General features: G+C 60.4%; 26 protein-coding genes. 10 read left to right on the forward strand and 16 right to left on the reverse strand.

Translation table 11 applies throughout. The annotated features are described in order from the left end of the window. Nucleotides 1-47: 47 nt before the first annotated feature. The 3 genes from D1646_RS09615 to dnaA all read right to left on the reverse strand — a co-directional run bounded on the left by D1646_RS09615 (nt 48) and on the right by dnaA (nt 3,622). Entirely contained in the window at nt 48-809 is a 762-nt protein-coding gene (locus tag D1646_RS09615; protein WP_160636256.1) for an SUKH-4 family immunity protein, read from the reverse strand. 152 nt (nt 810-961) lie between these two features. Then, entirely contained in the window at nt 962-2,068 is a 1,107-nt protein-coding gene (dnaN, locus tag D1646_RS09620) for a DNA polymerase III subunit beta (protein ID WP_160636257.1), read from the reverse strand. 237 nt (nt 2,069-2,305) lie between these two features. Then, on the reverse strand, nt 2,306-3,622 hold the full coding sequence (dnaA, locus tag D1646_RS09625) for a chromosomal replication initiator protein DnaA (RefSeq protein WP_160636258.1): 1,317 nt from the start codon (nt 3,620-3,622) through the stop codon (nt 2,306-2,308). Between the two features lie 430 nt (nt 3,623-4,052). Here dnaA and rpmH point away from each other — a divergent pair, with 430 nt between their 5' ends. From rpmH to D1646_RS09675, 10 genes are all read left to right on the forward strand, one after another. Beyond that, a complete protein-coding gene (rpmH, locus tag D1646_RS09630; RefSeq protein ID WP_040649988.1) occupies nt 4,053-4,187 on the forward strand; it encodes a 50S ribosomal protein L34 in 135 nt (44 codons plus the stop codon). A gap of 134 nt (nt 4,188-4,321) precedes the next feature. Next, nucleotides 4,322-4,702: a ribonuclease P protein component gene (rnpA, locus tag D1646_RS09635; RefSeq protein ID WP_160636259.1), complete on the forward strand. Its 381-nt coding sequence runs from the start codon at nt 4,322-4,324 to the stop codon at nt 4,700-4,702. Further along, entirely contained in the window at nt 4,699-4,917 is a 219-nt protein-coding gene (gene yidD / locus D1646_RS09640; protein WP_160636260.1) for a membrane protein insertion efficiency factor YidD, read from the forward strand. The genes rnpA and yidD overlap by 4 nt, the downstream gene beginning before the upstream one ends. 36 nt (nt 4,918-4,953) lie before the next feature. After that, nucleotides 4,954-6,279, forward strand: coding sequence for a YidC/Oxa1 family membrane protein insertase (locus D1646_RS09645; RefSeq protein ID WP_160636261.1), 1,326 nt, complete (start codon nt 4,954-4,956; stop codon nt 6,277-6,279). A 3-nt stretch (nt 6,280-6,282) separates the two neighbouring features. Further along, nucleotides 6,283-7,305, forward strand: coding sequence for an RNA-binding cell elongation regulator Jag/EloR (gene jag, locus D1646_RS09650; protein ID WP_160636262.1), 1,023 nt, complete (start codon nt 6,283-6,285; stop codon nt 7,303-7,305). A 70-nt stretch (nt 7,306-7,375) separates the two neighbouring features. After that, nucleotides 7,376-8,698 carry a beta-eliminating lyase-related protein gene (locus D1646_RS09655; RefSeq protein ID WP_160636263.1) on the forward strand — a complete coding sequence of 441 codons (1,323 nt, stop codon included), beginning with the start codon at nt 7,376-7,378 and terminating at the stop codon, nt 8,696-8,698. 1 nt (nt 8,699) lies between these two features. Then, a complete protein-coding gene (locus D1646_RS09660; protein WP_160636264.1) occupies nt 8,700-9,632 on the forward strand; it encodes a DNA polymerase III subunit delta in 933 nt (310 codons plus the stop codon). Between the two features lie 52 nt (nt 9,633-9,684). Beyond that, nucleotides 9,685-10,860 carry a stage 0 sporulation family protein gene (locus tag D1646_RS09665; protein WP_160636265.1) on the forward strand — a complete coding sequence of 392 codons (1,176 nt, stop codon included), beginning with the start codon at nt 9,685-9,687 and terminating at the stop codon, nt 10,858-10,860. 84 nt (nt 10,861-10,944) lie between these two features. After that, nucleotides 10,945-11,889: an AEC family transporter gene (locus D1646_RS09670; protein ID WP_160636266.1), complete on the forward strand. Its 945-nt coding sequence runs from the start codon at nt 10,945-10,947 to the stop codon at nt 11,887-11,889. Continuing rightward, a complete protein-coding gene (locus D1646_RS09675; protein WP_279279932.1) occupies nt 11,886-12,977 on the forward strand; it encodes an AbrB family transcriptional regulator in 1,092 nt (363 codons plus the stop codon). Before D1646_RS09670 ends, D1646_RS09675 begins: the two co-directional genes overlap by 4 nt. 35 nt (nt 12,978-13,012) lie before the next feature. Here D1646_RS09675 and D1646_RS09680 read toward each other — a convergent pair whose 3' ends face one another. The 13 genes from D1646_RS09680 to D1646_RS09740 form a co-directional block, all read right to left on the reverse strand. Beyond that, nucleotides 13,013-14,191, reverse strand: a complete 1,179-nt coding sequence (locus D1646_RS09680) for a glycoside hydrolase family 3 N-terminal domain-containing protein (protein WP_160636268.1) — start codon at nt 14,189-14,191, stop codon at nt 13,013-13,015. A 3-nt stretch (nt 14,192-14,194) separates the two neighbouring features. After that, nucleotides 14,195-15,985 (reverse strand): aspartate--tRNA ligase, encoded by a 1,791-nt coding sequence (gene aspS / locus D1646_RS09685; protein ID WP_160636269.1) that lies wholly within the window; start codon nt 15,983-15,985, stop codon nt 14,195-14,197. 67 nt (nt 15,986-16,052) lie between these two features. Continuing rightward, nucleotides 16,053-16,250, reverse strand: a complete 198-nt coding sequence (locus D1646_RS09690) for a helix-turn-helix transcriptional regulator (protein WP_160636270.1) — start codon at nt 16,248-16,250, stop codon at nt 16,053-16,055. A gap of 6 nt (nt 16,251-16,256) precedes the next feature. Further along, on the reverse strand, nt 16,257-17,624 hold the full coding sequence (gene hisS, locus D1646_RS09695) for a histidine--tRNA ligase (RefSeq protein WP_160636271.1): 1,368 nt from the start codon (nt 17,622-17,624) through the stop codon (nt 16,257-16,259). Between the two features lie 336 nt (nt 17,625-17,960). Beyond that, nucleotides 17,961-18,377: a methylglyoxal synthase gene (locus D1646_RS09700; protein WP_160636272.1), complete on the reverse strand. Its 417-nt coding sequence runs from the start codon at nt 18,375-18,377 to the stop codon at nt 17,961-17,963. A gap of 44 nt (nt 18,378-18,421) precedes the next feature. Further along, a complete protein-coding gene (locus D1646_RS09705) occupies nt 18,422-19,156 on the reverse strand; it encodes an AAA family ATPase (RefSeq protein WP_160636273.1) in 735 nt (244 codons plus the stop codon). Nucleotides 19,157-19,277: 121 nt separating this feature from the next. Further along, nucleotides 19,278-20,006, reverse strand: coding sequence for a 16S rRNA (guanine(527)-N(7))-methyltransferase RsmG (rsmG, locus tag D1646_RS09710; RefSeq protein ID WP_160636274.1), 729 nt, complete (start codon nt 20,004-20,006; stop codon nt 19,278-19,280). A 3-nt stretch (nt 20,007-20,009) separates the two neighbouring features. After that, nucleotides 20,010-20,345 (reverse strand): hypothetical protein, encoded by a 336-nt coding sequence (locus D1646_RS09715; RefSeq protein WP_160636275.1) that lies wholly within the window; start codon nt 20,343-20,345, stop codon nt 20,010-20,012. After that, a complete protein-coding gene (mscL, locus tag D1646_RS09720) occupies nt 20,346-20,738 on the reverse strand; it encodes a large-conductance mechanosensitive channel protein MscL (protein ID WP_160636276.1) in 393 nt (130 codons plus the stop codon). A gap of 12 nt (nt 20,739-20,750) precedes the next feature. Next, complete coding sequence (locus D1646_RS09725; protein WP_160636277.1) at nt 20,751-21,809, reverse strand: acyltransferase; 1,059 nt, start codon at nt 21,807-21,809, stop codon at nt 20,751-20,753. After that, on the reverse strand, nt 21,806-23,107 hold the full coding sequence (gene serS, locus D1646_RS09730) for a serine--tRNA ligase (protein ID WP_160636278.1): 1,302 nt from the start codon (nt 23,105-23,107) through the stop codon (nt 21,806-21,808). The genes D1646_RS09725 and serS overlap by 4 nt, the downstream gene beginning before the upstream one ends. Nucleotides 23,108-23,164: 57 nt before the next feature. Then, nucleotides 23,165-23,785 (reverse strand): hypothetical protein, encoded by a 621-nt coding sequence (locus tag D1646_RS09735; RefSeq protein WP_160636279.1) that lies wholly within the window; start codon nt 23,783-23,785, stop codon nt 23,165-23,167. Beyond that, the gene (locus D1646_RS09740; RefSeq protein WP_160636280.1) at nt 23,778-24,668 is read right to left on the reverse strand and encodes a ParB/RepB/Spo0J family partition protein; all 891 of its coding nucleotides are present in this window, start codon (nt 24,666-24,668) and stop codon (nt 23,778-23,780) included. Before D1646_RS09740 ends, D1646_RS09735 begins: the two co-directional genes overlap by 8 nt. Nucleotides 24,669-24,763 lie beyond the last annotated feature (95 nt).

Consider the following 24,763-nt stretch of genomic DNA (forward strand, 5'->3'; position numbering starts at 1 on the left):
TCTGGGTTTACTTGGAAGCGCTTCCGTTGAAGGGGATACCTGCGGGGCTAAATCAGCGTAATATCGGTCAGCCGCTTCCATATGGTCATCCGCTTGCGCAGCGCCGGCGGGTCCAGAATATTCATACAGTCCTTGAATGGGGCGTAGAGCCGTTTCCTGTTCCGCTCCACATACTCCCACTCCCGCTTATCCTTGTTTTTCTTTAAATAGTTCTCAATCTGCTGGGAAAAGCTCCGATAAAAGCTCTGCCAGTAGGCCATTGACAGCAGGTACTGCTCCAGACTGCTGTTTACAAAGTTCAGTTCATCCCCGAAGGAGTCGTGATACCAGGTCCACACTGAACCGGTTTTCAGCTCCACCACCTCGTAGGAGACGCTCTCCCCCTTGTTGGTGCGGAAGACATAGCCCTCTGTTCCGTCGGGGTTGACGCACTTGGTACCGGAAGCGCTGGCGGTAAACTCCCGGCTCTCCCCGATTACCAGGTACTTCTTCTTTTTGATGGTCTCATTGCGCAGGCAGCTGACCCAGAACAGCGTCCCCAGATAGACCTGGTATCGGTCCTCTCTCTCCTCGCTGGGCAAACGGAAGGGGCGGAACTGGTCCGGCAGTCCCACTTCCATCAGAAAATCCTTGATATTCTGGGGGATCTCGTAATTTTTCAGCTGATACTCCTGATACCGTCCCAGTCTGGGGTCGGCCAGAAATTCCACATCTGGCTCCAGCTCGCAGCCAGATTCCTTCACCTGCTGGTAAAACTGAAATAGGGGAGGATACTTTTTCCAGTTGGGATCTTCTCTCCAATGTTCCATGTGAAACCCTCTTTAATATCACACTCTTCTGTTTAGAGGCAGCTTCCGATTTAACGCCGGAAGCAAAACGGAGCGCAGCGGAGTTTTGCGCAGAAGTTTCTTTTTCGCTTCCTTTTTCTTTTCAAAGAAAAAGGAAGAAAAGGGCAGTTTGATCAGTTGGCCTTCAGGCGGACAGGCAGTACCATATAGATGAAGCTCTCCTCTCCCTCGGCGGGGAGGATGACGCAGGGGGCGACGCCGGAGGTGAACTCCAGCCGCAGCTGGTCGGCGGGGGCGGCTTTCAGGGCATCCATCAGGTACTTGTTGTTAAAGCCGATCTCCAGACCGCCGCCGTCCCCCGAGATGACGCAGCGGTCGGCGGCGTCTCCAATGGCCGTTTTGGTAGTGATATCCACCACGCCGTCACTGAAGACACAGCGCAGGGGGGATTTCAGCTTCTCGCTGATAATCAGGGACACGCGGTCAATGCAGCTGAGCAGGGCTCGGGTCTCTGCCACTATTTTAATGGTATTATTTCGCGGGATGGCGTTTCGATAGGCCAGGAAGTCCCCCTCCAGCCGGCGGCAGACCAGCACGGTATCGCCGGTACGGAACATAATATGGCGGGCCCCCTGGGTTATGGTGACATCCTCCTCGCCGGAGCAGATCTTTTCCACCTCGCCCAGGGCGGAGCCGGGCACCACGAAGGAGAAGGAGGGGGCGCCCCGCTTCTCCGTCACCGCCTCATGGCGCAGGGCCAGCCGGTAGCCGTCCACCGACACCACGGTCAGGCCGCTGTCGTCCACTTCGAAGAGGGAGCCGGTGTGAATGGGGCGGCTCTCGTTGTCGCTGACGGCGAACAGGGTCTGGGCGATCATGGAGCGCAGGGTGCTCTGGCCCACGGTCAGGGCGTTCTGCTGGTCCACGGCGGGCAGTTCGGGGAACTCCTCCGGGTCGGTGCCCAGGATGTTGAACTTGCTCAGGCCGCAGGTAATGTTGACGGTGTAGCCCTGAGAGGTGAAAACTACCACGTCGTCGGGCATTTTCCGGACAATTTCCCCAAAAAGCCGGGCAGACAGCACCAGGGAACCCTTTTCTGTGATTTCAGCGGGGACGGTGGCCTGGATGCCCGTCTCCAGATTGTAGCCGGTGAGGCGAAGAGTATCTCCCGCCTCGATGAGGATACCCTCCATGGCTGGAATGGAGCTCTTGGCGGCCACGGCTCGGGAGCTGACGGAGACGGCGGCGGACAGAAGGGCCTTTTCACAGGAGAATTTCATACGCGGTTCCTCCAATCTCCCTCTCTCTCCCGCGGAAGGGAGGAGAGGATCTATTTTTTAGTAACAGTAGTACGTAGGCGGAAAAAAAGTGGAAAGACGCTGGAAACCCTTGCCGCTCTAAGCGTTCCGCCTCCACAGGGGGTGTGGGCCTTTTTTTCGGGTTTTCCACAGGGGGGGAAGTTTTCCACATTTTCCACTCAACATTCCACATTGGCCGGTGGAAAACCCGGCGGCGGCTCACTCGTATCTGGCGTTGATGTTGGTGGTGATATCCTTGATGATCTCCGCCTTGATGGGGTCGTTTTTCATCAGGTCCTCAATGCGGTTGATGGAGTTGAGGACGGTGCTGTGGTCCCGGTTGTCAAATTCCTTGCCAATCTCCTTCAGGGACAGGTTGGTCATGCAGCGGATCTGGTACATGGCGATCTGCCGGGCCAGGGAGATGTCCTTGGAGCGGCTCTGGCCCCGGAGGTAGGAGGGCTGGATGTTGTAGAATTTGCAGACCTCTTCAATAATCACGTCGGCGGTGGGGAGGATGTCGGATTTCTCCTTGAAAATGTCCTTTACCGCCCGGATGACGGTGTTTTTGTCCACGGTGTCGCCAATCAGATCCTGGTAGGCCATGATCTTGTTGACGGTGCCCTCGATCTGCCGCACGTTGGCGGTGATGTTCTCGGCGATGAGCTGGATCAGGAAGTCGGGCAGCTCCATACCCATGCGGATGGCCTTGTTTTTGATGATGGCCATACGGGTCTCGTAGTCCGGCGGGATAATGTCGGCCAGCAGGCCCCACTCGAAGCGGGTTTTCAGCCGGTCCTCCAGGCGGAGCATCTCCTTGGGGGGGCGGTCGGAGGTGAAGACGATCTGTTTCTTCAGTTCGTACAGGACGTTGAAGGTATGAAACATCTCCTCCTGGGTCGAGTCCCGGCCGGCGATAAACTGCACATCGTCCATCAGGAACACATCGGCCCCCCGGTATTTGTCCCGGAACTCCTGGGTGCGCCCCTCCCGAATGGCGTTAATCAGCTCGTTGGTGAAGGCGTCCCCCTTGATGTAGATGATCTTAAAATCCGGGTTGTTGTCGTGAATGGTATGGGCGATGGCGTAGAGCAGGTGGGTCTTGCCCAGGCCGGACTCCCCGAAGATGAACAGGGGGTTGTAGCTCTCCCCCGGGTTGTCGGCCACCTTCCGGGCGGCCGCGTGGGCGAACTTGTTGGAGGAGCCCACCACAAAGCGGTCGAAGGTATACTCCTCGGTGCCTGGGAGAAAGCTGCCCTGCTTGGCGGGCTTTTTCATCAGCTCCCGCTCTCCCTCGGTGAGTACCGTCACCTGGAAGTTGGCGGAAAACAGCTCGTGCAGGGCGCTCTGGATGGGGGCGATGTAGCGGGCGGCGATAATGTCCCGTTTGAATTTGGTGGGGGTGTAGAGAACAAACCGGTCCTCCTCCAGGGCCAGCGCCTCTGCGTCGTCAAACCAGGTATTCAGGGTCGTGGCAGTCATCTCGGCCCCCATCAGCGTTTTGATCTTTTCCCATATTTCTGCGGCTGGATTCATGGTGTTCCTCCTTTTTGAGTCCGCCGGCGGCGTAAACTTTGAAAGCGCCCCCTCTGTACCGACAGAGAAGGCGGCTGAAAACATACAATTTCCACACCCTAACATTATACCAAAAATTCAGTGGGACAGCAAGGTTTTTCCACATTTTTTATTTATAATGTAGACAAGAAGGGGGACAGACTTTGTGCCCCAGGGGGATCAGGGGCTGAGGTGGTGTGACCGGCGGGAAAAAAATTGCAAAAAAACTGTGCCGGAAGGAAAAAAGAGGGTTGACATAGGGCGTATTTATCCGCTATAATGAGGAACGTATCTTTTGGAGAGGGGTTATTGCGTCCTTTTCTCCGGAGAAAAACAGCAGACCGCAGTCCTGACTCAGGACTGTTGTTGGGCCGGGAGAGCCGGCTTGAAATCAAATGAGGAGGTGTCCCCCATGCTTCGTACCTATCAGCCCAAAAAGCGTCAGCGCTCCAAGGAGCACGGCTTCCGCAAGCGTATGGCGACCCGCAATGGCCGCAAGGTGCTGGCACGCCGCCGTGCCAAGGGCCGCGCCCGTCTGACCCACTGAGGTGAGCGGGCCCGCCCATCCTTGGCAGGGCCGGATCGCCCATGAGACGGGATAAGAGGACACAGTCGACATAGTGCACACAACAGGGGCGTGGGAGAAATTCCCCCGCCCTCTCTGTGCATATGGAGGAAAACATGAAGTATACCGTTGCGCTGAAACAAAACCATGAGTTCCGGCGGCTGTACAGCAAGGGAAAAAATGCCGTCTCCCCCTATTTTGTCATCTACTGCCGCAAAACCCGCCGGAAGATCAGCCGGCTGGGCATCACCACCGGAGTGAAGCTGGGCAACGCCGTCAAGCGCAACCGGGCCCGCCGGCGCATTCGAGAGGTGTACCGGACCCACGAGGGCAAGCTGCTCCCCGGCTATGACATTGTGATTGTGGCCCGGACCCGGTCCATCTACGGCCGGTTTGACGAGATGGAGCGCAGCTTTGACCAGCAGATGAAAAAGCTGGGCCTGATTCCCGCCCGGAAGGGGGAGGAGAGGCCCGGAAAAGGGGACAAGCCCCAATGAAACAGGTCCTTCTGTCTCTGATCCGGTTTTACCGGCACAGCATCTCACCCCTGCGCCCGCCCTGCTGCCGCTTTATTCCCACCTGCTCGGAGTACGCTCTGGAGGCGGTGGAGAGGTACGGCGCCCTCAGGGGGGGCTGGCTGGTCCTGCGCAGAGTTGCGCGGTGCCATCCCTTTCACCGGCAGAAGTCCATTGAATATGACCCTGTGCCCTAGGCTTCTGCTACAACTTAATATGCGGAGGTATCTTGAGTGGGTATTATTTTACAACCCTTTGCCTGGCTGCTGCTGTTCTTCTACAACCTGTTCAACAGCTACGGCATTGCGCTGATCCTGTTCGGCATTGTCATCAAGCTGGTGCTCTTCCCCGTGACCTTGAAGAGCAAGAAGAGCATGATCCAGACTACCATGCTCTCCGGCAAAATGCAGCAGCTGCAAAAACAGTACGGCAAGGACAAGGAGCGCTACAACCTGGAGCTGCAAAAGCTCTACGAGCGGGAGAAGGTCAACCCCATGGGGGGCTGTCTGTGGTCCCTCATTCCCATGATCGTGCTCATCGCTCTGTTCGGCATTATCCGGGAGCCGCTGACCTACTTCATGCACCTGACCGGCGAACAGGTCCAGGCTCTGGCCGCCCACCTGAACTGGGAGACTGCGGCGGTGGCCAATGGCTGGCTCACTCAGGCTGCTATGGACCGGCTGAAGGAGCAGCTGGCCGACGGCAAGATCACCAGCCTTTTCCAGACCGGCGGGTATAATCAGCTCTATCTGGTCTCCCTGATCAACAACGAAAATCTGGCCTCCCTCCAGTCCTTTATGAACAGCCAGTTTGCCGGGGCGGGGGACCACCTGTTTGTGATGAACTTCCAGTTCCTGGGGCTGGACATGTCCCGTATCCCCACCTGGAGGTTCTGGACCGGCGGCCTGAAATGGGGATCCATTGGCCTGTTCATCCTGCCCATCATCTCAGTGGCGGTGTCCTATCTATCGATGAAGGTGTCCATGGCCACCAACCAGATGAACAGCCAGAACAAGAATGCCCAAATGGACCAGACCAACAGGATGATGATGTGGATGATGCCCCTCATGTCGCTGTGGATCGGCTTCACCGTCCCCGCCGGTCTGTCCGTCTACTGGATCACCCAGTATTTTGTCACCATGATCCAGGAGGTCATCTGCGGCAAGATGCTGAAAAAGGACTACGAGGCCGCCCGGGAGGCCGCCGCCAAGCGGGAGGCTGAGGAGAAGGAAGAGGAGAAGCGCCGCAAGGAGGAGGCCCGCCTGGAACGCCAGCGCCGTTTGGAGGAGGAGAAGAAGAACCGGGGCAAGAAGAAGACCACCCTGAAAAAGGACAGCGAGCCGGAGCAGGAGGGCGTGGTCAAGGCAGACAGCCGGGAGGGCCTGCGGGCCTATGCCCGGGGCCGCGCCTACATTCCCAACCGCTACGGCGGAGTGACCCCCTACACCGATCCCAACGAGCTTTTCCGCCAGGTGGAGCAGGCCGCCAAAAAGGGTAAAAAGAAGTCCAAGGCGGCCCAGGCGGAGGAGACCAAAAAAAATGAGGATAAGGAGAGCTAAGTGATGCTGAAATGGATTGAGACCACCGGGCGCTCCGAGGAGGACGCCATTTCCGCTGCCCTGTTCCAGTTGGGTCTGGACCGGGACGATGTGTCGGTGGAGGTGATTGAGCGGGCGAAAACCGGTTTTCTGGGCTTTGGCAGCAACCCGGCTAAGGTGCGGGTGAGCTATAACGAGGTGGACGGAAAGCCCTGTTCCCTCAATGACGTATCCCTGGAGGAGCCCCCCAAGCCTGCCCCCGCCCCCAAGCCTGCCCCTGTCTCCAAGCAGGAGAGGCCCGCGGTGAAGGAGGAGACGGTGCTCTCCGCCCCCAAGCCGGCGGCAAAAAAGGAGCCTCCCAAGGCTGCACCTAAGAAGCGGGAGGACCCGCCCGCCCCCCCGGCGGAGGAGACTATCCTGGCCGCCAAGCCCGGGATGCCCCCCCCGAAGAAGAGCCAGCCCCGCCGGGAGCAGCGCCGTCCCCGTCCCGAGAACCGGGTCCAGGCGGGGGACGAGGTGCTCATCGGCAGCGCGCCCGCCCCGGTCCCCCGGGAGCCGGTCACCGTGGAGGCCGTCAGCCCCGACGACGAGAAGGCCAATCAGATCAAAACCTTCCTCACCGGCCTGATGGAGCACCTGAATGTGGAGGCCGCACCCGAGATCTTCATCACCAGCGAGGGCAACTATAAGGTGATCCTTCAGGGCAAGGACCTGGGGGCCATTATTGGCCGCCGGGGGGAGACGCTGGATGCCATTCAGCAGCTCACCAGCTACACCGTCAACCGGGGTCAGTCCAAGCGGGTCCGCATCCATGTGGACGCCGAGGGCTACCGGGCCAAGCGGGAGGAGTCCCTCCAGCGGCTGGCCGTCAAGATGGCGGGCAAGGTGGTCAAGTACCGCAAGAATATGACCTTGGAACCCATGAACGCCTACGAACGCCACGTGATCCATACTGCGCTCCAGGATTACAAGGGTGTCACCACCTACTCCACCGGCGTGGAGCCCAACCGCCGCACTGTGGTGGCCTACGCCCCCCATCAGAGATAAAACATAAGGCGGAAGGGGGAGCCCTTCCGCTTTTTTCAAGTAGGAGAAAAACGAAAGTTGAGGTGTTTTTATGCCGGCCCCCCTCTATGACGCTCTGCGGCGTTACGCCGGCCAGGAGCCAGTCCGCTTCCACATGCCGGGACACAAGGGAAAATTTTTCCCGGTGGCCGAGTTGGCGGGGCTGGCCCCCCTGGATGTGACCGAGCTGCCCGGGACTGGAAACCTCTACGAGGCGGGGGAGCCCTTTGACTCCGCCCAGGTCCTGTGGGCGGAGCTGTTCGGTTTTGACCAGTGCCAGTTCCTCACCGGGGGGTCCACCATGGGGGTCCACACCGGACTGGCCCTGTGCGCCCGCCCGGGGGAGAAGGTGCTTATGGACCGAAGCTGTCACCGCTCCGCCTTCAACGCCTTGGCTCTGCTGGACCTGGAGCCTGTCTGGCTGGAGCGGCCCTGGCTGAGAGAGGAGCATCTGATTGGCCCCATTTCCCCGGAGATGGTGGAAAAAAAGCTGGAACAGGACCCGGAGATAAAAACGGTCTGTATTACCTCACCCACATATGCCGGAGTGTTGTCAAATATTGGAGCTATTTCCAGAGTGGTCCATGCCCACGGTGGAAAACTTTTTGTGGACGGCGCCCATGGGGCCCATCTGCCCTTCCTGGGGCTGGAGCCCTTCTGGGGGGCGGATGCGGCGGCTGTCTCCGCCCACAAAACTCTCCCTGCCATGGGCCAGTCTGCCCTCCTCTTCGCCAGCGGCTTCGAGGCCGATTTGGTGCGGCGGACCGCCTCCATCTTTGGCACCTCCAGCCCCTCCTACCCCATGATGGCCTCCCTGGACGGAGCCCGAGCCTGGCTGGAGGAGGAGGGTATCCATGAGTACCGCAGGGCCGCCTGCCGGGTCATGGAGCTGCGGCAGAAGTTTCCCAGTCTCCGCCCCGGCCCGGCCCTCTTCCTGGATCCCTGCCGCCTCACGTTAAAGGTACACAATGGCCCCAGTTTTGCGGAGCAGCTGGAGCGGCGGGGAATTTTCCCCGAGATGGAGGACGGCGGCCACGTGATTTTGATTGGTACCGCCCAAGACAGCGATGGCGATTTCCAGCGGCTGGAGAGGGCCCTGGAAGAGCTCCGGGACCAGATGGGGGACTGCCCTTCCATCCCCGCCCCGCCCATCCCTCAGCGGGCGGTTTCCCCCCGGCAGGCCCTCTTCGCCCCCAGCCGGCCCCTCCCTCTGGAGGACTGCGAGGGGGAGGTGGCTGCCTGTCAGATCGCTCCCTACCCTCCCGGCGTCCCTGTTATCGCCCCCGGGGAGCGAATTTCAAAAAAAGAGCTGGCCTATTTGCGTGAGATAGGGTATAATATGCAGTTGGAAGTTCGCATAGTAGGGGAGAAGTAAGATGGAATTGTCAGCTCTGGCGGGAAACAGCCGAATCAAGGAACAGCTCTCCCAGCAGGAGGGGAGGAGGGGGCTCTCCCACGCCTATATTATCTCCGGACCGGCGGGGTCCGGGCGGCACACCCTGGGCCGGCTTCTGGCCATGGGAATGCTGTGTACCTCTGAAACCGGGCGACCCTGCGGTATATGCGGCCCCTGCACCAAGGTTCTGAGAGGACTTCACCCCGACGTGTCGGTGATCACCGGTACAGGGGCCGTCAAGTCCATTGCTGTGGACCAGGTGCGGGCTCTGCGCTCTGACGCCTATATCCGCCCCAACGAGGGGGCGCGGAAGATATACCTGTTGGAGGGGGCCGATCAGATGAACGCCTCCGCCCAGAACGCGATGCTCAAGCTGCTGGAGGAGGGGCCGCCCTACGCCGCCTTTCTGCTGCTGGCAAGTAACGCGGGCGGGCTGCTTCAAACGGTGCGCTCCCGCTGTGAGGAGCTCTCCCTCGCCCCCGTGCCCCTGAAGGAGTGCGAGGTCTGGCTGAGGGACCGTTTCCCCAACCGGTCCCCCCAGGAGCTGCGGGCGGCGGCACTGGACTGTCAGGGTATTTTGGGCCAGGCGGTGTCCAGACTGGAGGATGACGGATCCCGCCAGGAGCGGCTGAAGCAGGTGCGGCGGCTGGCCGGCGCTCTGGAACGGGGCAGTGAGCTGGAGCTGTTTGAGGCCTCCATGGCTCTGGATGTAAAGGGCAGGCGGGAGGAGATTTTCGCCCTGCTGGACGAGCTGGAGAACGAGCTGGCCGCCCGGGCGGTGCGGGGCGGCGACCGCCGGCGTCTAATGATGGCAGCGGAGGTGGTCCGGCAGGTCAAGGGGGCGGCCCGGCTGAATGTCAGCGGGGGACAGCTCTCCGCCCTGCTGTGCGCAGAGACCTTTTCCAGGATTTGAGATAAGCGGCAGAAGAGGAGCGTCCCCTTCTGTCCGAAAAAGGGGTTCAACTATGGTAGAAATTATTAGTATCCGCTTTAAAAACGGCGGAAAGGAATACTATTTTAATCCAAACGGCGTCCAGTTCCAGGTGGGGGACGGGGTCATTGTGGAGACGGCCCGGGGGACGGAGTACGCCCAGTGTGTCCGGGGCAACACCATGATCGACGAGATCGAGCTCACCGCCCCCCTGCGTCCCGTGGTGCGTATGGCCACGGCGGAGGACGCCAAGACGGTGGAGAAGAATAAAGAGCGGGAGAAGCGGGCCCTGTCCATCTGCCAGCAGAAGATCGCCGAGCACGGCCTGGATATGAAGCTGGTCAGCGCGGAGTACAGCTTTGACGGCAGTAAAATTCTCTTCTTCTTTACCTCCGAGGGGCGGGTTGACTTCCGGGCCCTGGTGAAGGATTTGGCCGGCGCGCTCCACACCCGCATCGAGCTGCGGCAGATCGGCGTCCGGGACGAGGCTAAGCTGCTGGGCGGCCTGGGCATCTGCGGCAAGCCCTTCTGCTGCACCCAGTTTCTGGAGGAGTTCCAGCCCGTGTCCATCAAAATGGCCAAGACTCAAAATCTCTCCCTCAACCCCACCAAGATCTCCGGCACCTGCGGGCGGCTGATGTGCTGTCTGAAATATGAGCAGGAGGCCTATGAGGATTTGGTGAAGCACGCCCCCAAGCAGGAGTCCTTTGTGGAGACCCCCGACGGGGCGGGAACGGTATGCGGCGTCAATCTGCTGCGCCAGACCGCCCAGGTGCGGCTGGACTCCGACCCGGCGACCCCCAAGACCTATCACAACAGCGAGCTGTCGGTGGTCCGCAGCGGCAAGGGAAAGCGGCCTGAGGGCTATGTGGAGCCCCCCCTGGAGGAACTGGCCAAGCTGCGCCGCCCCAGTGAGGAGGGCCCAACTCAGGTGACGGAGGAGGACTCCCTGGCCGCCGCCATTGAAGCCGCCTTCCCCAGCCGGAACAGCGGCCGTCCTGAGCCCCAGGAGGAGCGCCGTCCCAACCGCCGGAATCGAAATCACCGCCCCAACCGGAGCCAGCAGGGGGAGTCCAAGTCCCCCGCCCCCGAGCAGAGCGGGGAGCCCCGGCAGCCCAAAGAGGAGGGCGTCCGCCGGTCCAATAACAGCAATCGGAGACGCCGCCGCCGGCCCAACAAGGGGGGGAAGCCTCCTGCGCCCCAGGGCTGAGGAGAGCAAAGTATGAGAAATAGCCCGGCTGTGATTTGACATAGCCGGGCTTTTGGATTATATTGGTGGGAAGGAAGTGATAAGATGGCTGGATTTTTAAACGCCCTCTCCGCCTGTCTGGTGCTGCTGCTGCTCATGTCGGTGGGCTATCTGATGGGGGTATGGGGTTGGATGACCTCCACGGAGAAGAAATTTCTCAGCAAGTATATTGTGAATATCGCGGTGCCCTGCAACTGTCTGGTGGGACTGCTGAACAACCTGGACCGGAGCAGTTTGGCGCAGGCGGGGCTGATGGTGCTGGCGGGGGTTGTGGCCGTGCTGCTGGATTTGCTGGCCTCGGCGCTGGCGGCCACGCTGCTCCGCCTGCCCCGGGCGCGCTGGGGCGTCTTTGTGGCGATGGCGGGGCTGTCCAATACCCTGTTCATCGGGATCCCCGTGTGTACTCAGCTCTTTGGGGAGGCCAGTATGCCCTATATCATGCTCTACTACCTGGGCCACACCTCCTTCCTCCAGTCGGTGGGGGTCATGCTGATTGAGCGGGCGGGAAACGGCTCAGGGCAGGGGACCAGTCTGTGGGGCTTTTTGAAGGATATGTTCACCAAGCCGCCCATTCTGGGGGTCATTTTCTCCATCGTCCTGCTGGTGCTGGGGCTGCGTCTGCCCGACCCCCTGATGCGCTTTGCGGGCTACATCAGCAATTCCGTCTCCCCTCTGGCTCTGTTCTACTGCGGCTTCATCGTCTATGAGGTGGGGCTGAAAAATCTGCGCTTCCTCCGGGGCCTGCCCACCATGCTGGTGATGCGGCTGGTGCTGTCGCCGGTGATATGCCTGGCCTGCTGCTCCCTGTTTGGGATGGAGGGCCTGCCCTTGCAGGTGTTTGTGGTGGAGAGCGCCCTGCCGGTGGTGAGCCAGGTGACGGTGATGGCCGGAGCTTACGGCGCCGACGAGGAGTACGCCGCCACTGGAGCCTGCCTGTCCATCCTGGCCAGCTTTGTGACCATTCCCATTCTCATGCTGATTTTGGGCTGAGGACGGGGAGAAAAAGGAGTGTTCCGACTGTGTGGATGGTGCTGACGGTGCTGGCGGCCCTGATGATGGGCCTGCTGGTGTTTAAACTGAGGGTCCCCGGCGGAATGCTGGTGGGGGCCATTTTGGGGGCAGCGGCGCTGAATGTGGCCACCGGACAGGCCTTCATCTATCCCCAGACCCGGATTGTGGCCCAGGCCCTCACCGGGGCCTATATCGGCTGTATGATGACCCGGGAGGATGTGCGCCACCTGCCCCGGCTCATCCGGCCCTATCTGATGGTGCTGGCCAGTCTGCTGGTGCTGAATCTGACTATGGCCGCCGTCTTTTACCGCGTCACCGACCTGGATTTGCTGACCTGCCTGTTCTGTGCCGCCCCCGGGGGGATGTCGGATACGCCCCTTATCGCCATGGACATGGGGGCGGACAGCTCGGTGGTGGCGGTGATGCAGTTTGTGCGGATGATTTTTGGGATGGGCTGTCTGCCCAGTGTGATTATGCTCTCCGACCGCCTTATTGAGCCGGAGGCCGCCCGGCGGATGGAGGCCGAGGCGGTGCAGCAGCATGAGCGGAAGAGGGCGGGGAGCGGGCCGACGCTGCGGGCGTTTTTGCCTACCATGTGCGCGGCGGTGGCGGCGGCGGCCCTGGGCAAGTGGTCCGGCGTTCCTGCGGGGGCCCTGTCCGCCGCCCTGATCGTCACCGCCGGACTGAAGCTGAGCGGAAAGTGCTCCGGAATGCCCATGTGGCTGCGCCGCCTTGCCCAGGTCATCTCCGGCTGCTGTATCGGCTCCGGCATAACCCGGGAACAGATCATCCAGATGAAGCAGCTGGCCCTGCCCGCCGTGGTCCTGTGCCTGGGCTATATGGCCTGCTGTGTGGGGATGGGCCTGGTGGTGCATAAGGTGTTCCATATCCAGCTGAGGGAGGCCATGCTGACCCTCTCCCCGGCGGGCGCCACCGAGATGGCCCTTATTGCCGTCGATTTGGGGGTCGAGAGCGCCGACCTGGTGGTCCTCCAGATCTGCCGCCTGGTGGGCGTGATGCTGATCTTCCCCCAGATTTTCCATGTGATTGTGTCAATTTTATCATAGACAATGCCCGCCGCGTCAGCGGCGGGCATGTTGTGTTAAGAGAGCAGGCCCAAATCGTATTTCCAGCCCAGGACCCGGGAGACGGCCTCGTCCAGCCGCTCCCGGGTCAGGGTCCCGTCCTCCAGAGCGGCGAGTACCTTGGGAATCTCCTCCTGAAAGCTGCCGGTGAGCACCATGTCGCACCCCGCCTCCAGGGCCAGGACGACAGGGGAGTTCTCTCCGGCAAATTGCAGGATGGCCTCCATCCCCAGGTCGTCCGTGAGAGCGGGGCCCTGAAAATTGAGCTCCTCCCGCAGAATCTGGTACACGGCGGGGGAGAGGGAGGCGGGCCGGTCCGGGTCCATAGCGGTCACTGTGTTGTGGGAGACCAGCACGGCGGTGGTGCCGCCTCCCACCTGGATGCCCGCCTGGAAGGGCAGGAAATCCTCCTCCCGGAAAGTCTCCAGGGGCCGGTCGTCCACCGCGGAACCGGTGTGGGTGTCGGCGTTGTCCCCGTAGCCCGGGAAGTGCTTCAACACGCTACCCACGCCGCAGTCCCTCATGGCGGTCACCACAGAGGCGGCGTACCCGGCGGTGGCGGCGGCGTCCTTGCCCAGGGTCCGGTCATAGATGAAGCTCTTGGGATTGGTGGACACGTCGCACACCGGAGCCAGATTTACGTTGATGCCATAGCCCAGCAGGGCGCTGTTCTTTTCCCGGGCGTCCTCCGCCAAGTCCTTGCCCTGCTTGAGAAGCTGCTGGGGCGATTTGCACTTTTCGGGGAAGAGGTTGGGGTTCCGGCTGGCCCGGGCCACGGTGCCCCCCTCCTCGTCGGTCCCGATAAGCAGGGGGATGGCCGCGGCCTCCTGATAGGCCTGGATGTTTTGGGTTAACTGCTCCTCGGTCAGCCAGTTTTTCTCCTTGTCCTGGAAGTCCTGGCGGAAGAGGAGGTAGCCCCCCAGGTGGTACTCCCCGGCCAGGGCAGCCCCGTTCTCCCCGGGACACCGGGCGAAAAAGACCTGGCCCACCTTCTCCTCCGCCGTCATGGAGGCCAGCAAAGTGTCAATGGACTCCTGCCGGGGGTCGGGTTCCGGCTCTGGCTCAGGGAGAGAGGTGGTGACATTTATCTCCTCCAGCCCCGGAGAAGGGGAGGGGGGAGGCTGGCTCCCCGCCTGGACCGGCCCGCATCCCGCCAGCAGCAGTGCGGCCAGCACCAGGGAGAGATAGCCCTTCATGGATCACTCCTCCTCCGTCCTGGTGACGGCAATGTTCAGCTCGTCCAGCTGACTCTGTTCCACGGCGCCCGGGGCCCCCATCATCAGGTCCTGGGCGTTCTTGTTCATGGGGAAGGGGATGACCTCCCTGATGGACTCCTCGCCGGAGAGGAGCATGACCATTCGGTCCACACCTGGGGCAATGCCGGCGTGGGGGGGCGCGCCGTAGGTGAAGGCGTTGTACATGGCGGGGAACTTCTTCCGCACGTCCTCCTCCTCCAGACCCACCATCTGGAAGGCTTTCACCATAATCTCCGGGTCGTGGTTGCGCACCGCGCCGGAGGACAGCTCAACTCCATTGCACACCAGGTCGTACTGGTCGGCGGTGATGGACAGGGGGTCAATCTCCCCCGCAATAGCCTTTTCGATGGTCTCCAGACCTCCGGCGGGCATGGAGAAGGGATTGTGGCAGAACTCCAGCTCGCCCGACTCCTCCCCAAGCTCGTACATGGGGAAGTCCACAATCCAACAAAACTCGTACCGCTCCTTGCCAAAGTGGGCCGGGCAGAGGGGTGCTACGGTCTTGATGAATACCCCGGCGGTCTTTTGCGCCGCTGTCAGTGTTCCAGCGGACAGCCCCACCAGACAGTCAGGGGCGAGGGTCAGGGCCTCCACTACCAGATCCTTGATGGGCTGGATGAACTTGGCGATGCCGCCCACAATCTCCCCCTTCTCATCATAGCGGAACCAGTAGACCTTGTTCCCCGTCTGGACCTCTACATCAGAGCACAGCTTGTCGATCTGCTTCCGGCTTCCCTGGAAGCCAGAGACTACCACCGCTTTGACGGTCTGATTCTCAAAGGCCGGGAAGCCGCAGCCGGACAGCAGCTGAGTGAGGTCCTCTATCGTCAGGTCGATGCGCAGGTCGGGCTTGTCGGTGCCGTACTTTTCCATGGCCTCCAGATAGGGGATGCGTACAAATGGTGTTTTTGAGGCGATATTATACTTTCCGTATTTAGCAAAGATGGGGGGCAGTACCTCCTCCAGTACAGCAAACACGTCCTCCTGGCTGGCGAAGGCCATCTCCATGTCCAGTTGGTAGAACTCGCCGGGGGAGCGGTCCCCACGGGCGTCCTCGTCCCGGAAGCAGGGGGCGATCTGGAAGTATTTGTCAAATCCGGAGGCCATCAGCAGCTGTTTGAACTGCTGGGGAGCCTGGGGCAGAGCGTAGAACTTGCCGGGATGCTTCCGGCTGGGCACCAGATAGTCCCGGGCCCCCTCGGGGGAGGAGGCGGTGAGGATGGGGGTCGTAATCTCCAAAAAGCCCTGTTCTGTCATGGCGGCGCGCAGGGCGGACACCACTTGGCTGCGCAGGACGATGTTGTTTTTTACCTCCGGATTGCGCAGGTCCAGATAGCGGTACTTCAGACGGGATGACTCGTCCGCCTCCCGGCTGCGGTTGATAGGGAAGGGGAGCTCATTGTGGCGGCAGCGGCCCAGTACTTTGATCTGAGCGGGGACCACCTCAATGTCGCCGGTGGGCAGCTTGGGATTCTTGCTGTCCCGTTCCCGGACCGCTCCGCTGACCTGGATTACCGTCTCCTTGTTCAGCTCCTTGACGGACTGGATGTGTTCTTCCGTCTCCAACACTACCTGAGTGGTGCCGTAAAAGTCCCGCAGCACTAGAAAGGCCAAACTCTGGCTCACCTCGCGGAGATTTTCCATCCAGCCCGCCAGGGTCACGGTCTCCCCAATCTGCTCCATGCGCAGCTCCCCGCAGGTGTGGGTTCGGTAAAAGGTGCTTGTTTCACCCATAAATATCACTCCTATTTGTAATATTTCATTTATATATTTCTATTTGGATTTAGAGCAGTGTCTCTTTTCACTGAGAACGCCCTGTCAGATAGTCCAGTGAGACCTGAAAACAGTCCGCAAGTTTGACCAGATTGTCATAGCTTGGCTTTTGTTCTCCTTTTTCAAAGCGCTGGTACTGCCGCAGGGTCGTTTGAATGGAATGGGCGACCTGCCGCTGTGTCATGCCGGACTCTCTGCGCAGTTCCTGAAGCCGAGGTGGGAGCAAAAATCCTCACTCCCCCTTGTCCAGAATGGGGGTCTCACCGCCGTTGGCCCCCATGATGTCGACGATTTTCTCCACTGCCTCGGTGGTGGGCAGCAGTTCCTGGTCACCGGAGCGCATATCCTTCAGGGACACCTTGCCCTGCTTGATCTCGTCGTCCCCCAGGAAGATGACATAGGGGACCCCCAGCTTGTCGGCGTAGTTCATCTTCTGCTTAAACTTCTTCTTCTCGCCATAAATCTGGGTGCGGATGCCGGAGCTCCGCAGGTCGGTGGCCAGCTTGACGGCGTGGCCCATGTCGTCGGTCATGGGGAGGATGAGCACGTCGGCGGGGGCGGTGTTCAGCTGGTCGTTGAGGTAGCCCTGGTCCTCCAGTACAAAGAATAGGCGGGTCAAACCAATGGAAATTCCAACGCCAGGGAGTTGTTTATCGGTGTAATATTCCGCTAAGTTATCATACCGGCCCCCGGAACAGATGGAACCAATCTCCGGATGGTCCAGCATGGTAGTCTCATAGACGGTGCCGGTGTAGTAGTCCAGCCCCCGTGCAATGGTCAGGTCCACCACAAAGTTGGTCTCGGGCACACCGAAGGCGGCCAGGTGCCTGGCGACGGCAGACAGCTCGTCCAGACCCTCGTCAAACATGGGGTGACGGCCCCGGTAATCCTCCAGGGCGGCCAGTACATCGGAATTGCTGCCCTTGATGGCGATGAATTTTAAAATCTCCTCCGCCTGGTCCCCGCTCAGACCAATCTCCGGGTCTACCAGCAGTTCCCGCACCTTGTCCGCGCCAATCTTCTCCAGCTTGTCCACTGTGCGCATGATGGCTCCGGACTGCTCAGTCAGCCCCAGCATGGCATAGAAGCCGTTGAGAACCTTCCGGTTATTAACCCGAATCTGGAAGCGGCGCAGACCCAGCGCAGTGAAGGTGCGGTAGATGATGGCGGGAATTTCGGCGTCGTTGGAGATGTCCAGCTGGCCGTCGCCGATGACGTCAATGTCCGCCTGGTAGAACTCCCGGAAGCGCCCCCGCTGGGCCCGCTCACCCCGGTAGACCTTGCCGATTTGGAAGCGGCGGAAGGGGAAGGCCAGCTTGGAGTAGTTCAGCGCCACATACTTTGCCAGCGGGACCGTCAAATCGAAACGCAGGGAGAGGTCGCTGTCCCCCTTGGTGAAGCGGTAGATCTGCTTTTCGGTCTCGCCGCCGCCCTTGGCCAGCAGCACTTCGCTGGCCTCAATAAGGGGGGTGTCCAGGGGCGTGAAGGCGTAGAGGGAGAAGGACTCCCGAATGATGGCCGCCATGCGGTCAAAGCTGACCTGCCTCTGGGGCAGCAGCTCCATAAATCCAGAGAGGGTGCGCGGCTGTACTTTTGACATAACGTTCTTCCTTTCAACACAACTTTCTTCTTTTCTTTTTTGAAAAAAAGAAAAGAAGAAAAAGAAAAAACTTTCAGAAAAAACTCCGCCTGCGGCTTCGTTTTTTCTCTGCGCTTGGATGGAAATTTTATGGCAGAACTGAATTTTGTCGCTGAATTATAAACAGCTGCCAGTTAATCGGGAGTTTGCGTGAGAGAGTAAGGAGCAAAATGGAGCGAAGCGGAATTTTGCGTAAAAGTTTCTTTTCGCTTCCTTTTCTTTTCAAAGAAAAGGAAGAAAGGGGGAGAAAAGCGGAACGCTCCCATCCACGAAGGTCGGGACGGGAGCGCGAAAGGCTTACAGGGCGAAGGGGACCCGGTTGGGATTCATACCCTCGCGCCAGTCCAGGTCGCCCCGGGCCAGGCCGTGAATAAGCAGCTCGGCGGTTGCCACGTTGGTCGCCACAGGGACGGAGTGCTTGTCGCACAGACGGGTTATATAGAGCACGTCCTTGTCCATCTCGTTGTCCTCGGGGGAGTTGAAGAAGAGGGCCATGTCGATCTCGTTGTAGATAATGCGCTGGCCAATCTGCTCAATCCCCCCGTGCTCGTGGGACAGGAAGAGCTGGACGGGCAGACCGGTTGCCTCCGCCACCATGCGTCCGGTGGCGTTGGTACCGCAGACGGAGTGTTTAGACAGGACCCCGCAGTAGGCGGTACAGAATTGTACCATCAGTTCTTGCTTTTTTGTATGGCTCATTATGGCAATGTTCATGGCGGCAATACCTCCTTATATCTAAATTGGATGGGCAGATGCAGCTATCGAATGCGCATGATGGGGACCCGCTGTCCCTCCAGCCGCAGGGCGATGTTCCAGCAGGCCAGAGCGGCCCCTTTTTTTCCCCGGCTGGTGAGGGGCTGGCCCAGGTTGGCACAGAGAATCACCTGGGGGTCCTCCGGTACAACACCGAGGAGGGGCAGCCCGGCGGCGTCCATTGCGTCGTCGATGGTGGTGCGCAGCTTGCGCAGCAGCCGGGTCTGGATGCGGTTCATCACCAAATGGACCTGCCGCAGCTGATCCAGCTCAACCACAGTGCGCTGGGCGTCCCGGAGCGAGGAGGCGTCATTGGTGGAGATGACAATGGCCCGGTCGGCTCCGCAGACGGCCAGCCGGAATCCGCCCCCCAGGCCGGCGGGGGAGTCGATCAAAATATAGTCGTACAGGGTCCGTGCAGTGTCCAGCAGGGCGCGTACCTTCTCGTGGGTCAGGCTGGCAGGGAGGGACATGGGGGCGGTGAGCAGGGCCAGGCCTTGAATATCAGGGTGGTCCACCGCTGCCCGGGCCAGAGGACAGCGTCCCAGTGCCACATCAGAGAAATCCATCAGCGCCCGGTCGTTGAGTCCCAGGGTGATATCCAGGTTCCGCAGTCCGATATCCATGTCGATGCACAGAACCCGTTTTCCCATCAGGGCCAGAGAGCAGCCCACGCCGCCGGTGATTGAGGTCTTCCCGGTGCCCCCCTTTCCCGATGTAATCGAAACTACGGTGCCCATGGAAGTTCCCTCCTATATTCCATAGTTTAGTGTACCATAAATCTGCCGCTCGTCAACCATTTTCTGCAAAACATTTAGAAAAAATTTACAATTTCCATGCACTTTAGGCAAACCGCCCACATCAAAGGGGCTGTTTTTGCATTTTTCCCCATTTCCTGGGGTAGCCCTTCAGAGTGGGGGCCGCCTTCTCTATAACAATGAGCCGGTGGGTCACCTCCGTGCCCGGGACGGAGTAGTCGTGAACCCCCTGGAGCCGGCCACCCAGCAGCTTAATGGCGTGGGCGGCCTCCTCCAGCTCCTGGTCGCTGCCGGTGGACTTCATGGCCAGAAATTGGCCCCCCACTTTCACAAAGGGCAGGCACAGCTCACACAGCAGACGCAGCTGGGCCACCGCCCGGGCGGTGACAAAGTCGAAGCTGTCCCGCCAGCCCTTCACCAGGGCCTGCTCCTCCGCCCGGGCGTGAAGGGTCCGGATGTTTTCCAGACTGAGAACGCCGCAGGTTTCCAGCAGCCAGTCCAGCCGTTTTTTCAGGGAGTCCAGCAGGGTCACATCCAGAGAGGGGACCAGCATTTTCAGCACCATCCCGGGAAAGCCCGCCCCGGTGCCCACGTCAATGAGGGTCTTCCCCTGAAAGTCGCAGTAGTTCAGCAGGGCGGCGCAGTCCAGAAAGTGGAGCCGGGCGACTCCCTCCGGGTCCCGGACGGCGGTGAGGTTCATCACCTGGTTTTTTTCCAGCAGCAGCTGGCAGTAGTAGTCCAGGTTCTGGAGGACCCAGGGGTCGATTTTATCTGTCAGGCCCTGTTCCGCAAAGCCCTGGCGGAGGATGTCCCGTATATCCTTCTTTTCCATCTTCTACCCCCTGAAGTTGGACATGAGCCCGGCAATGCCAATGGGCAGGGTTGCCAGGGCCAGCAGCCAGCACAGGGCGGCTAGGGCGATGGCAGGGACCTTTCCCGGTCTTCCGGCGGACTTCCAGGACACCAGGACCAGGATCCCCAGTCCGATGAGCCCAGGGACGGTGAGGATGGGACCCAGATTACCCAGACCCGCGCCGGTAAAATAGGGGTAGGTGGTCATAGCTACCAGAATGACCATGTAGACCAGCCCAATCCAGGCTAAGGTCCGTTTCACGGGGGAGGAGGGGGTGAAGCCCTCCTTCTCCTGGGGGTCGCGTCTGTCTTCCGGCATTTACTGCTTCTCCTTTAACAGGTCCCGGATCTCCATCAGCAGCTTCTCCTCGTTAGAGGGCTCCGGGGGCGGGGGCGGAGGGGCGGCCTCCTCCTTTTTCCGGTGGAGCTTGTTCATGGCTTTCATCATGGAGAAGACTACCAGCGCCATAATGAGGAAGTTAAACACCGCCTGAATAAAGTTCCCGTAGGTAATCACCGCTCCGTTGACGGTGAAGGACAGGTCGGCAAAGGAGATGCTGCTGGTAAAAATACCCAGGACGGGCATGATGATGTCATTGATGAGGGAGGTGGTAATGGCGCTGAAGGCCCCGCCGATGATGACGCCTACCGCCATATCCATCACATTTCCCCGGGCGATAAACTGTTTAAACTCTTCTATGAATGCTTTCATAGCCGTTTCTCCTTAAACTATTTCGGATTTTCCCGTAGCCGCCGCCCACAGCCGCTGCCACAGGATACACGCGCCGCCGGTGACTCCAAAGGCGGCCAGGGTCCGTCCAATCAGCTGAGCCCCCGCGTTGGTGATCCCCCAGCTCGGGGCCCACAGGTTGAACAGGGCGATTACCAGGCCGTGGTAGAGGTAAATCAGGTAGCTGGCCCGGTCGGCCGCCCGCATTACGGCCCCCCAGAGACCCTCCCAGCGGGGGGCAGGCAGGGAGCACAGAAGGAGGATCCCGCTGAGGTAGAACAGCAGATGGACCTGCTCCAGAAAGGGGATGGTGCTCCGGCCCGAGTAGTGGAGAAAACTGCACAGCTGGTCGGCGGCGGTGAAGATCAGGGCCATGACCCCAATGGGAAGGCGGTTTTCTGCCAGCATAGCCCGAAAGTCCTCATATCGCGCCCCGGCGAAGCAGCCGGCCAGGTAGTAGAAGAGAAAGTTGGGGAACAGGGTCCGGATATAGTGGGGCAGCGGGGAGGTGGGAAAGTACTGGGCCAAGGCGGTGAAAAACTGTCCGCTGAACTGGGTGAGCACCAGGGCAGGGGGGAGGAGGACCAGGGGGGAGTACCGCCTCACAACTCCCCGAAACACCGGAGCCAGCAGGGCAAACTGCACCAGGGCAATGACGAAGTAGAAGTGGTCAGACAAGGTCCCCTGGAGAGTCTGCCGCAGGAGGTCGTTCCAGTCGAAGACATACCAGCCCAGCCGGACGAAGACGGCGTAGTACACCGCCGCCGCCCCCGCGTAGGGGATCACCAGCCGTTTAAACCGGCCCCAGTAGTAGGGGAGGAGGCCCTTCTCACTGCTGGAGAGAGTAAATCTCAGTCCGCTGAGGAAGAAGAAACCGGGCACGGCCACGCAGCCCAGCCGCTGGACCAGGAGAACGGCGGCATACTGCCAGCTCAGGGGGTCCAGGACTGCCAGGGACTGGGGGGCGACGTGGAAGTAGGTCATCATGGCGCAGAACAGGACGTTGACGGCGGACAGCTCCCCCTTGCGCTCCCGCTGGAGAGCCGTTTTCATTTCTTGGGCACCATGACCTCCAGGCCGCCCATGTAGGGCTGGAGCACCTTGGGGATAATGACGCTGCCGTCGGCCTGGAGGTTGTTCTCCAGGAAGGCAATGAGCATTCGGGGCGGAGCCACCACAGTGTTGTTCAGGGTGTGGGGGAGGTAGGTGCCCTTCTCGCCCTTGACCCGCATTTTTAGCCGGCGGGCCTGTGCGTCCCCCAGGTTGGAGCAGGAGCACACCTCAAAATACTTCTTCTGCCGGGGGGACCAGGCTTCAATGTCGCAGGACTTCACTTTCAGGTCGGCCAGGTCGCCGGAGCAGCACTCCAGCTGGCGGACGGGGATATCCAGGGAGCGGAACAGCTCCACCGAGTAGCGCCACATCTTCTCGTACCAGTCCATGGAGTCCTCGGGTTTGCAAACCACGATCATTTCCTGCTTCTCAAACTGGTGGATGCGGTAGACTCCCCGCTCCTCAATGCCGTGGGAGCCCTTCTCCTTGCGGAAGCAGGGGGAGTAGGAGGTGAGGGTCTGGGGGAGGGAGGCCTCGGGGATGATCTGGTCGATAAACTTGCCGATCATGGAGTGCTCGCTGGTGCCGATGAGGTACAGGTCCTCGCCCTCAATTTTGTACATCATGGCCTCCATGTCGGTCTGGGACATAACGCCCTCCACCACATTGCCGTGGATCATAAAGGGGGGAATGCAAAAGGTGAAGCCCTTTTGAATCATAAAATCTCTGGCGTAAGCCAGCACCGCCTCGTGGAGCCGGGCCACGTCGCCCATAAGGTAGTAGAAGCCATTGCCCGACACTCGGCCTGCGGCGTCCATGTCCACGCCGTTAAAGGACTCCATAATCTCGGTGTGGTAGGGGATTTCAAAGTCGGGCACGGCGGCCTCGCCAAAGCGCTCCACCTCCACGTTGGCGGAGTCGTCGGGGCCGATGGGGACGGAGGGGTCAATGATGTTGGGGATGACCAGCATAATTTTCCGGATCTGCTCCGCCAGCTCGGTCTCCCGCTGCTCCAGCTGGGCCAGACGGTCGGCGTTGGCCTTGACATCGGCCTTGGCCTGCTCGGCCTCCTCCAGCTTGGAGGGGTCCTTCTTGGCCTGACCCATGAGCATCCCCACCTTCTTGGACAGAGTGTTGCGGATGGCCCGCAGCTCGTTCGCCTCGGACATGACGGCCCGGTTCGCCTCGTCCAGGCTCAGGACCTGGTCCACCAGGGGCAGTTTTTCCTCCTGGAACTTCTTCCGAATGTTCTCTTTTACGGCTTCGGGATTCTCCCGAATAAAACGAATATCAAGCATGGTGATCTTCTCCTTATTTATAGTTAATGTTTCACGTGAAACAGGGGATTGCTTGGGCTATTTCACGACCCGGCCCCGGATCTCCGCATAGCGGTCGGCGGGGGAGAAGCGCTCGTTGTTGGTGATGCTCTCCTTGGGCAGGGCGTCCTGGAGATTGGCGTCCTCCAGGCTCTGGATCAGGGAGCGGCACAGGGTGTACCGGCCCCGGACATAGGCCTCGTCAATCTGCCAGAACCAATCCATGGCCTGGGTCGTCTTCTCCAGCTCCTGGAGCTGGCTGCGCAGCTGGGTCTGGTTCTGTTCAGCTGTGCTGGCCTGACTCTGGAGGGAACTGACCTGGTTCTCCAGCTGCTCTACCTGGACCTTCAGGGCACTGTTCTCCTCTATCATACCCTGGAGGGTCTGGAGGGCGGAGGCGGATTGCTTTAAATCGTCAATCTGCTGCTGGCTTTGCCGGCGCTCCATCATAAAGGTGAACAGGAGGAGCACAAAGGCCGCCCCGAACATAATGGCGATGTAGCGAAATACGGAGTTCTGCCGCCGCCGCTGCTGGGCCCTCCGGCGGCGGAGCTCCTGCTCGGAGGGGGTGGAGCGCCGCTCTCGTTCCCGCCTTCGGTCGCTGGGGGGGAAGCGGTCGTCGTTTTCAATGAAGGGCTCGCCGCGCCGTCGTTCAGCCATCCTGTACACCTCCCGAGTCCCTCAGATTCTGGAGCAGGGCCAGCAGAGTTTCAAGGTCCTGCTCATTGTAGTATTCCAGCTCAATGCGGCCTTTTTTCCCCTTGTGGGCGATTTTTACCTTTCGGCCCAGCTGGCCGGACAGATTCTTTTCCAGCTCGCCCAGGTAGAGGGACAGGTCGGGCCCTTGGGGCTTGGGCTTGTCCTTTTTCTCCTTTTGGAGGGACTTAATCAGGGCCTCGGTCTGGCGCACGGACAGCTGCTCTGCCGCCACTTTTTTGGCCGCCTCCAGCTGGAGGGCTTGAGTAGGTGCGCCTAGAATGGCTCTGGCGTGGCCGGCGGAGAGAATGCCCTCCTCCAGCATGGTCATCACCTCGTCGGGCAGGGCCAGCAGGCGCAGGGTGTTGGTGACGGCGGGCCGGGACTTGCCCATCTGTTGGGCCACCTGCTCCTGGGTCAGGCCGTAGTCCTCGATGAGGCTGCGGTAGCCCCGGGCCTCTTCGGCGGGATTCAGGTCCTCCCGCTGGAGGTTTTCAATGAGGCCCAGCTCCATCACCTTCCGGTCGTCGGCCTCAATGATAACCGCCGGCACCTCCTGGAGACCCGCCGCCTTGGCCGCCCGCCACCGCCGCTCGCCGGCAATGATCTGGTAGTAGCCGGTGGCCAGCCGCCGCACTGTCAGGGGCTGAATGATGCCGTGGACCCGGATGGACTCCGCCAGCTCGTCCAGCGCCTCCTGGTCAAACCGCTTCCGGGGCTGGTTCAGGCCGGGTTCCACCTGAGAGATGGGCAGGGTCATGGAGCCCTCCCCCTGGCTCTGCAGGTCCGGGTCCCCTAACAGCGCGTTCAGCCCTCTGCCCAGCCCTAATTCTGTCTTTCTTGCCATTTCTTTACCTCACTCTCTTTCTTCTTTTCTTTTTGAAAAAAGAAAAGAAGCAAAAGAAAAACTTCTGGAAAAAACTCCGCCTGCGGCTGCGTTTT

The organism is Pseudoflavonifractor sp. 60 (assembly GCF_009911645.1).
Lineage (GTDB): Bacteria > Bacillota > Clostridia > Oscillospirales > Oscillospiraceae > Lawsonibacter.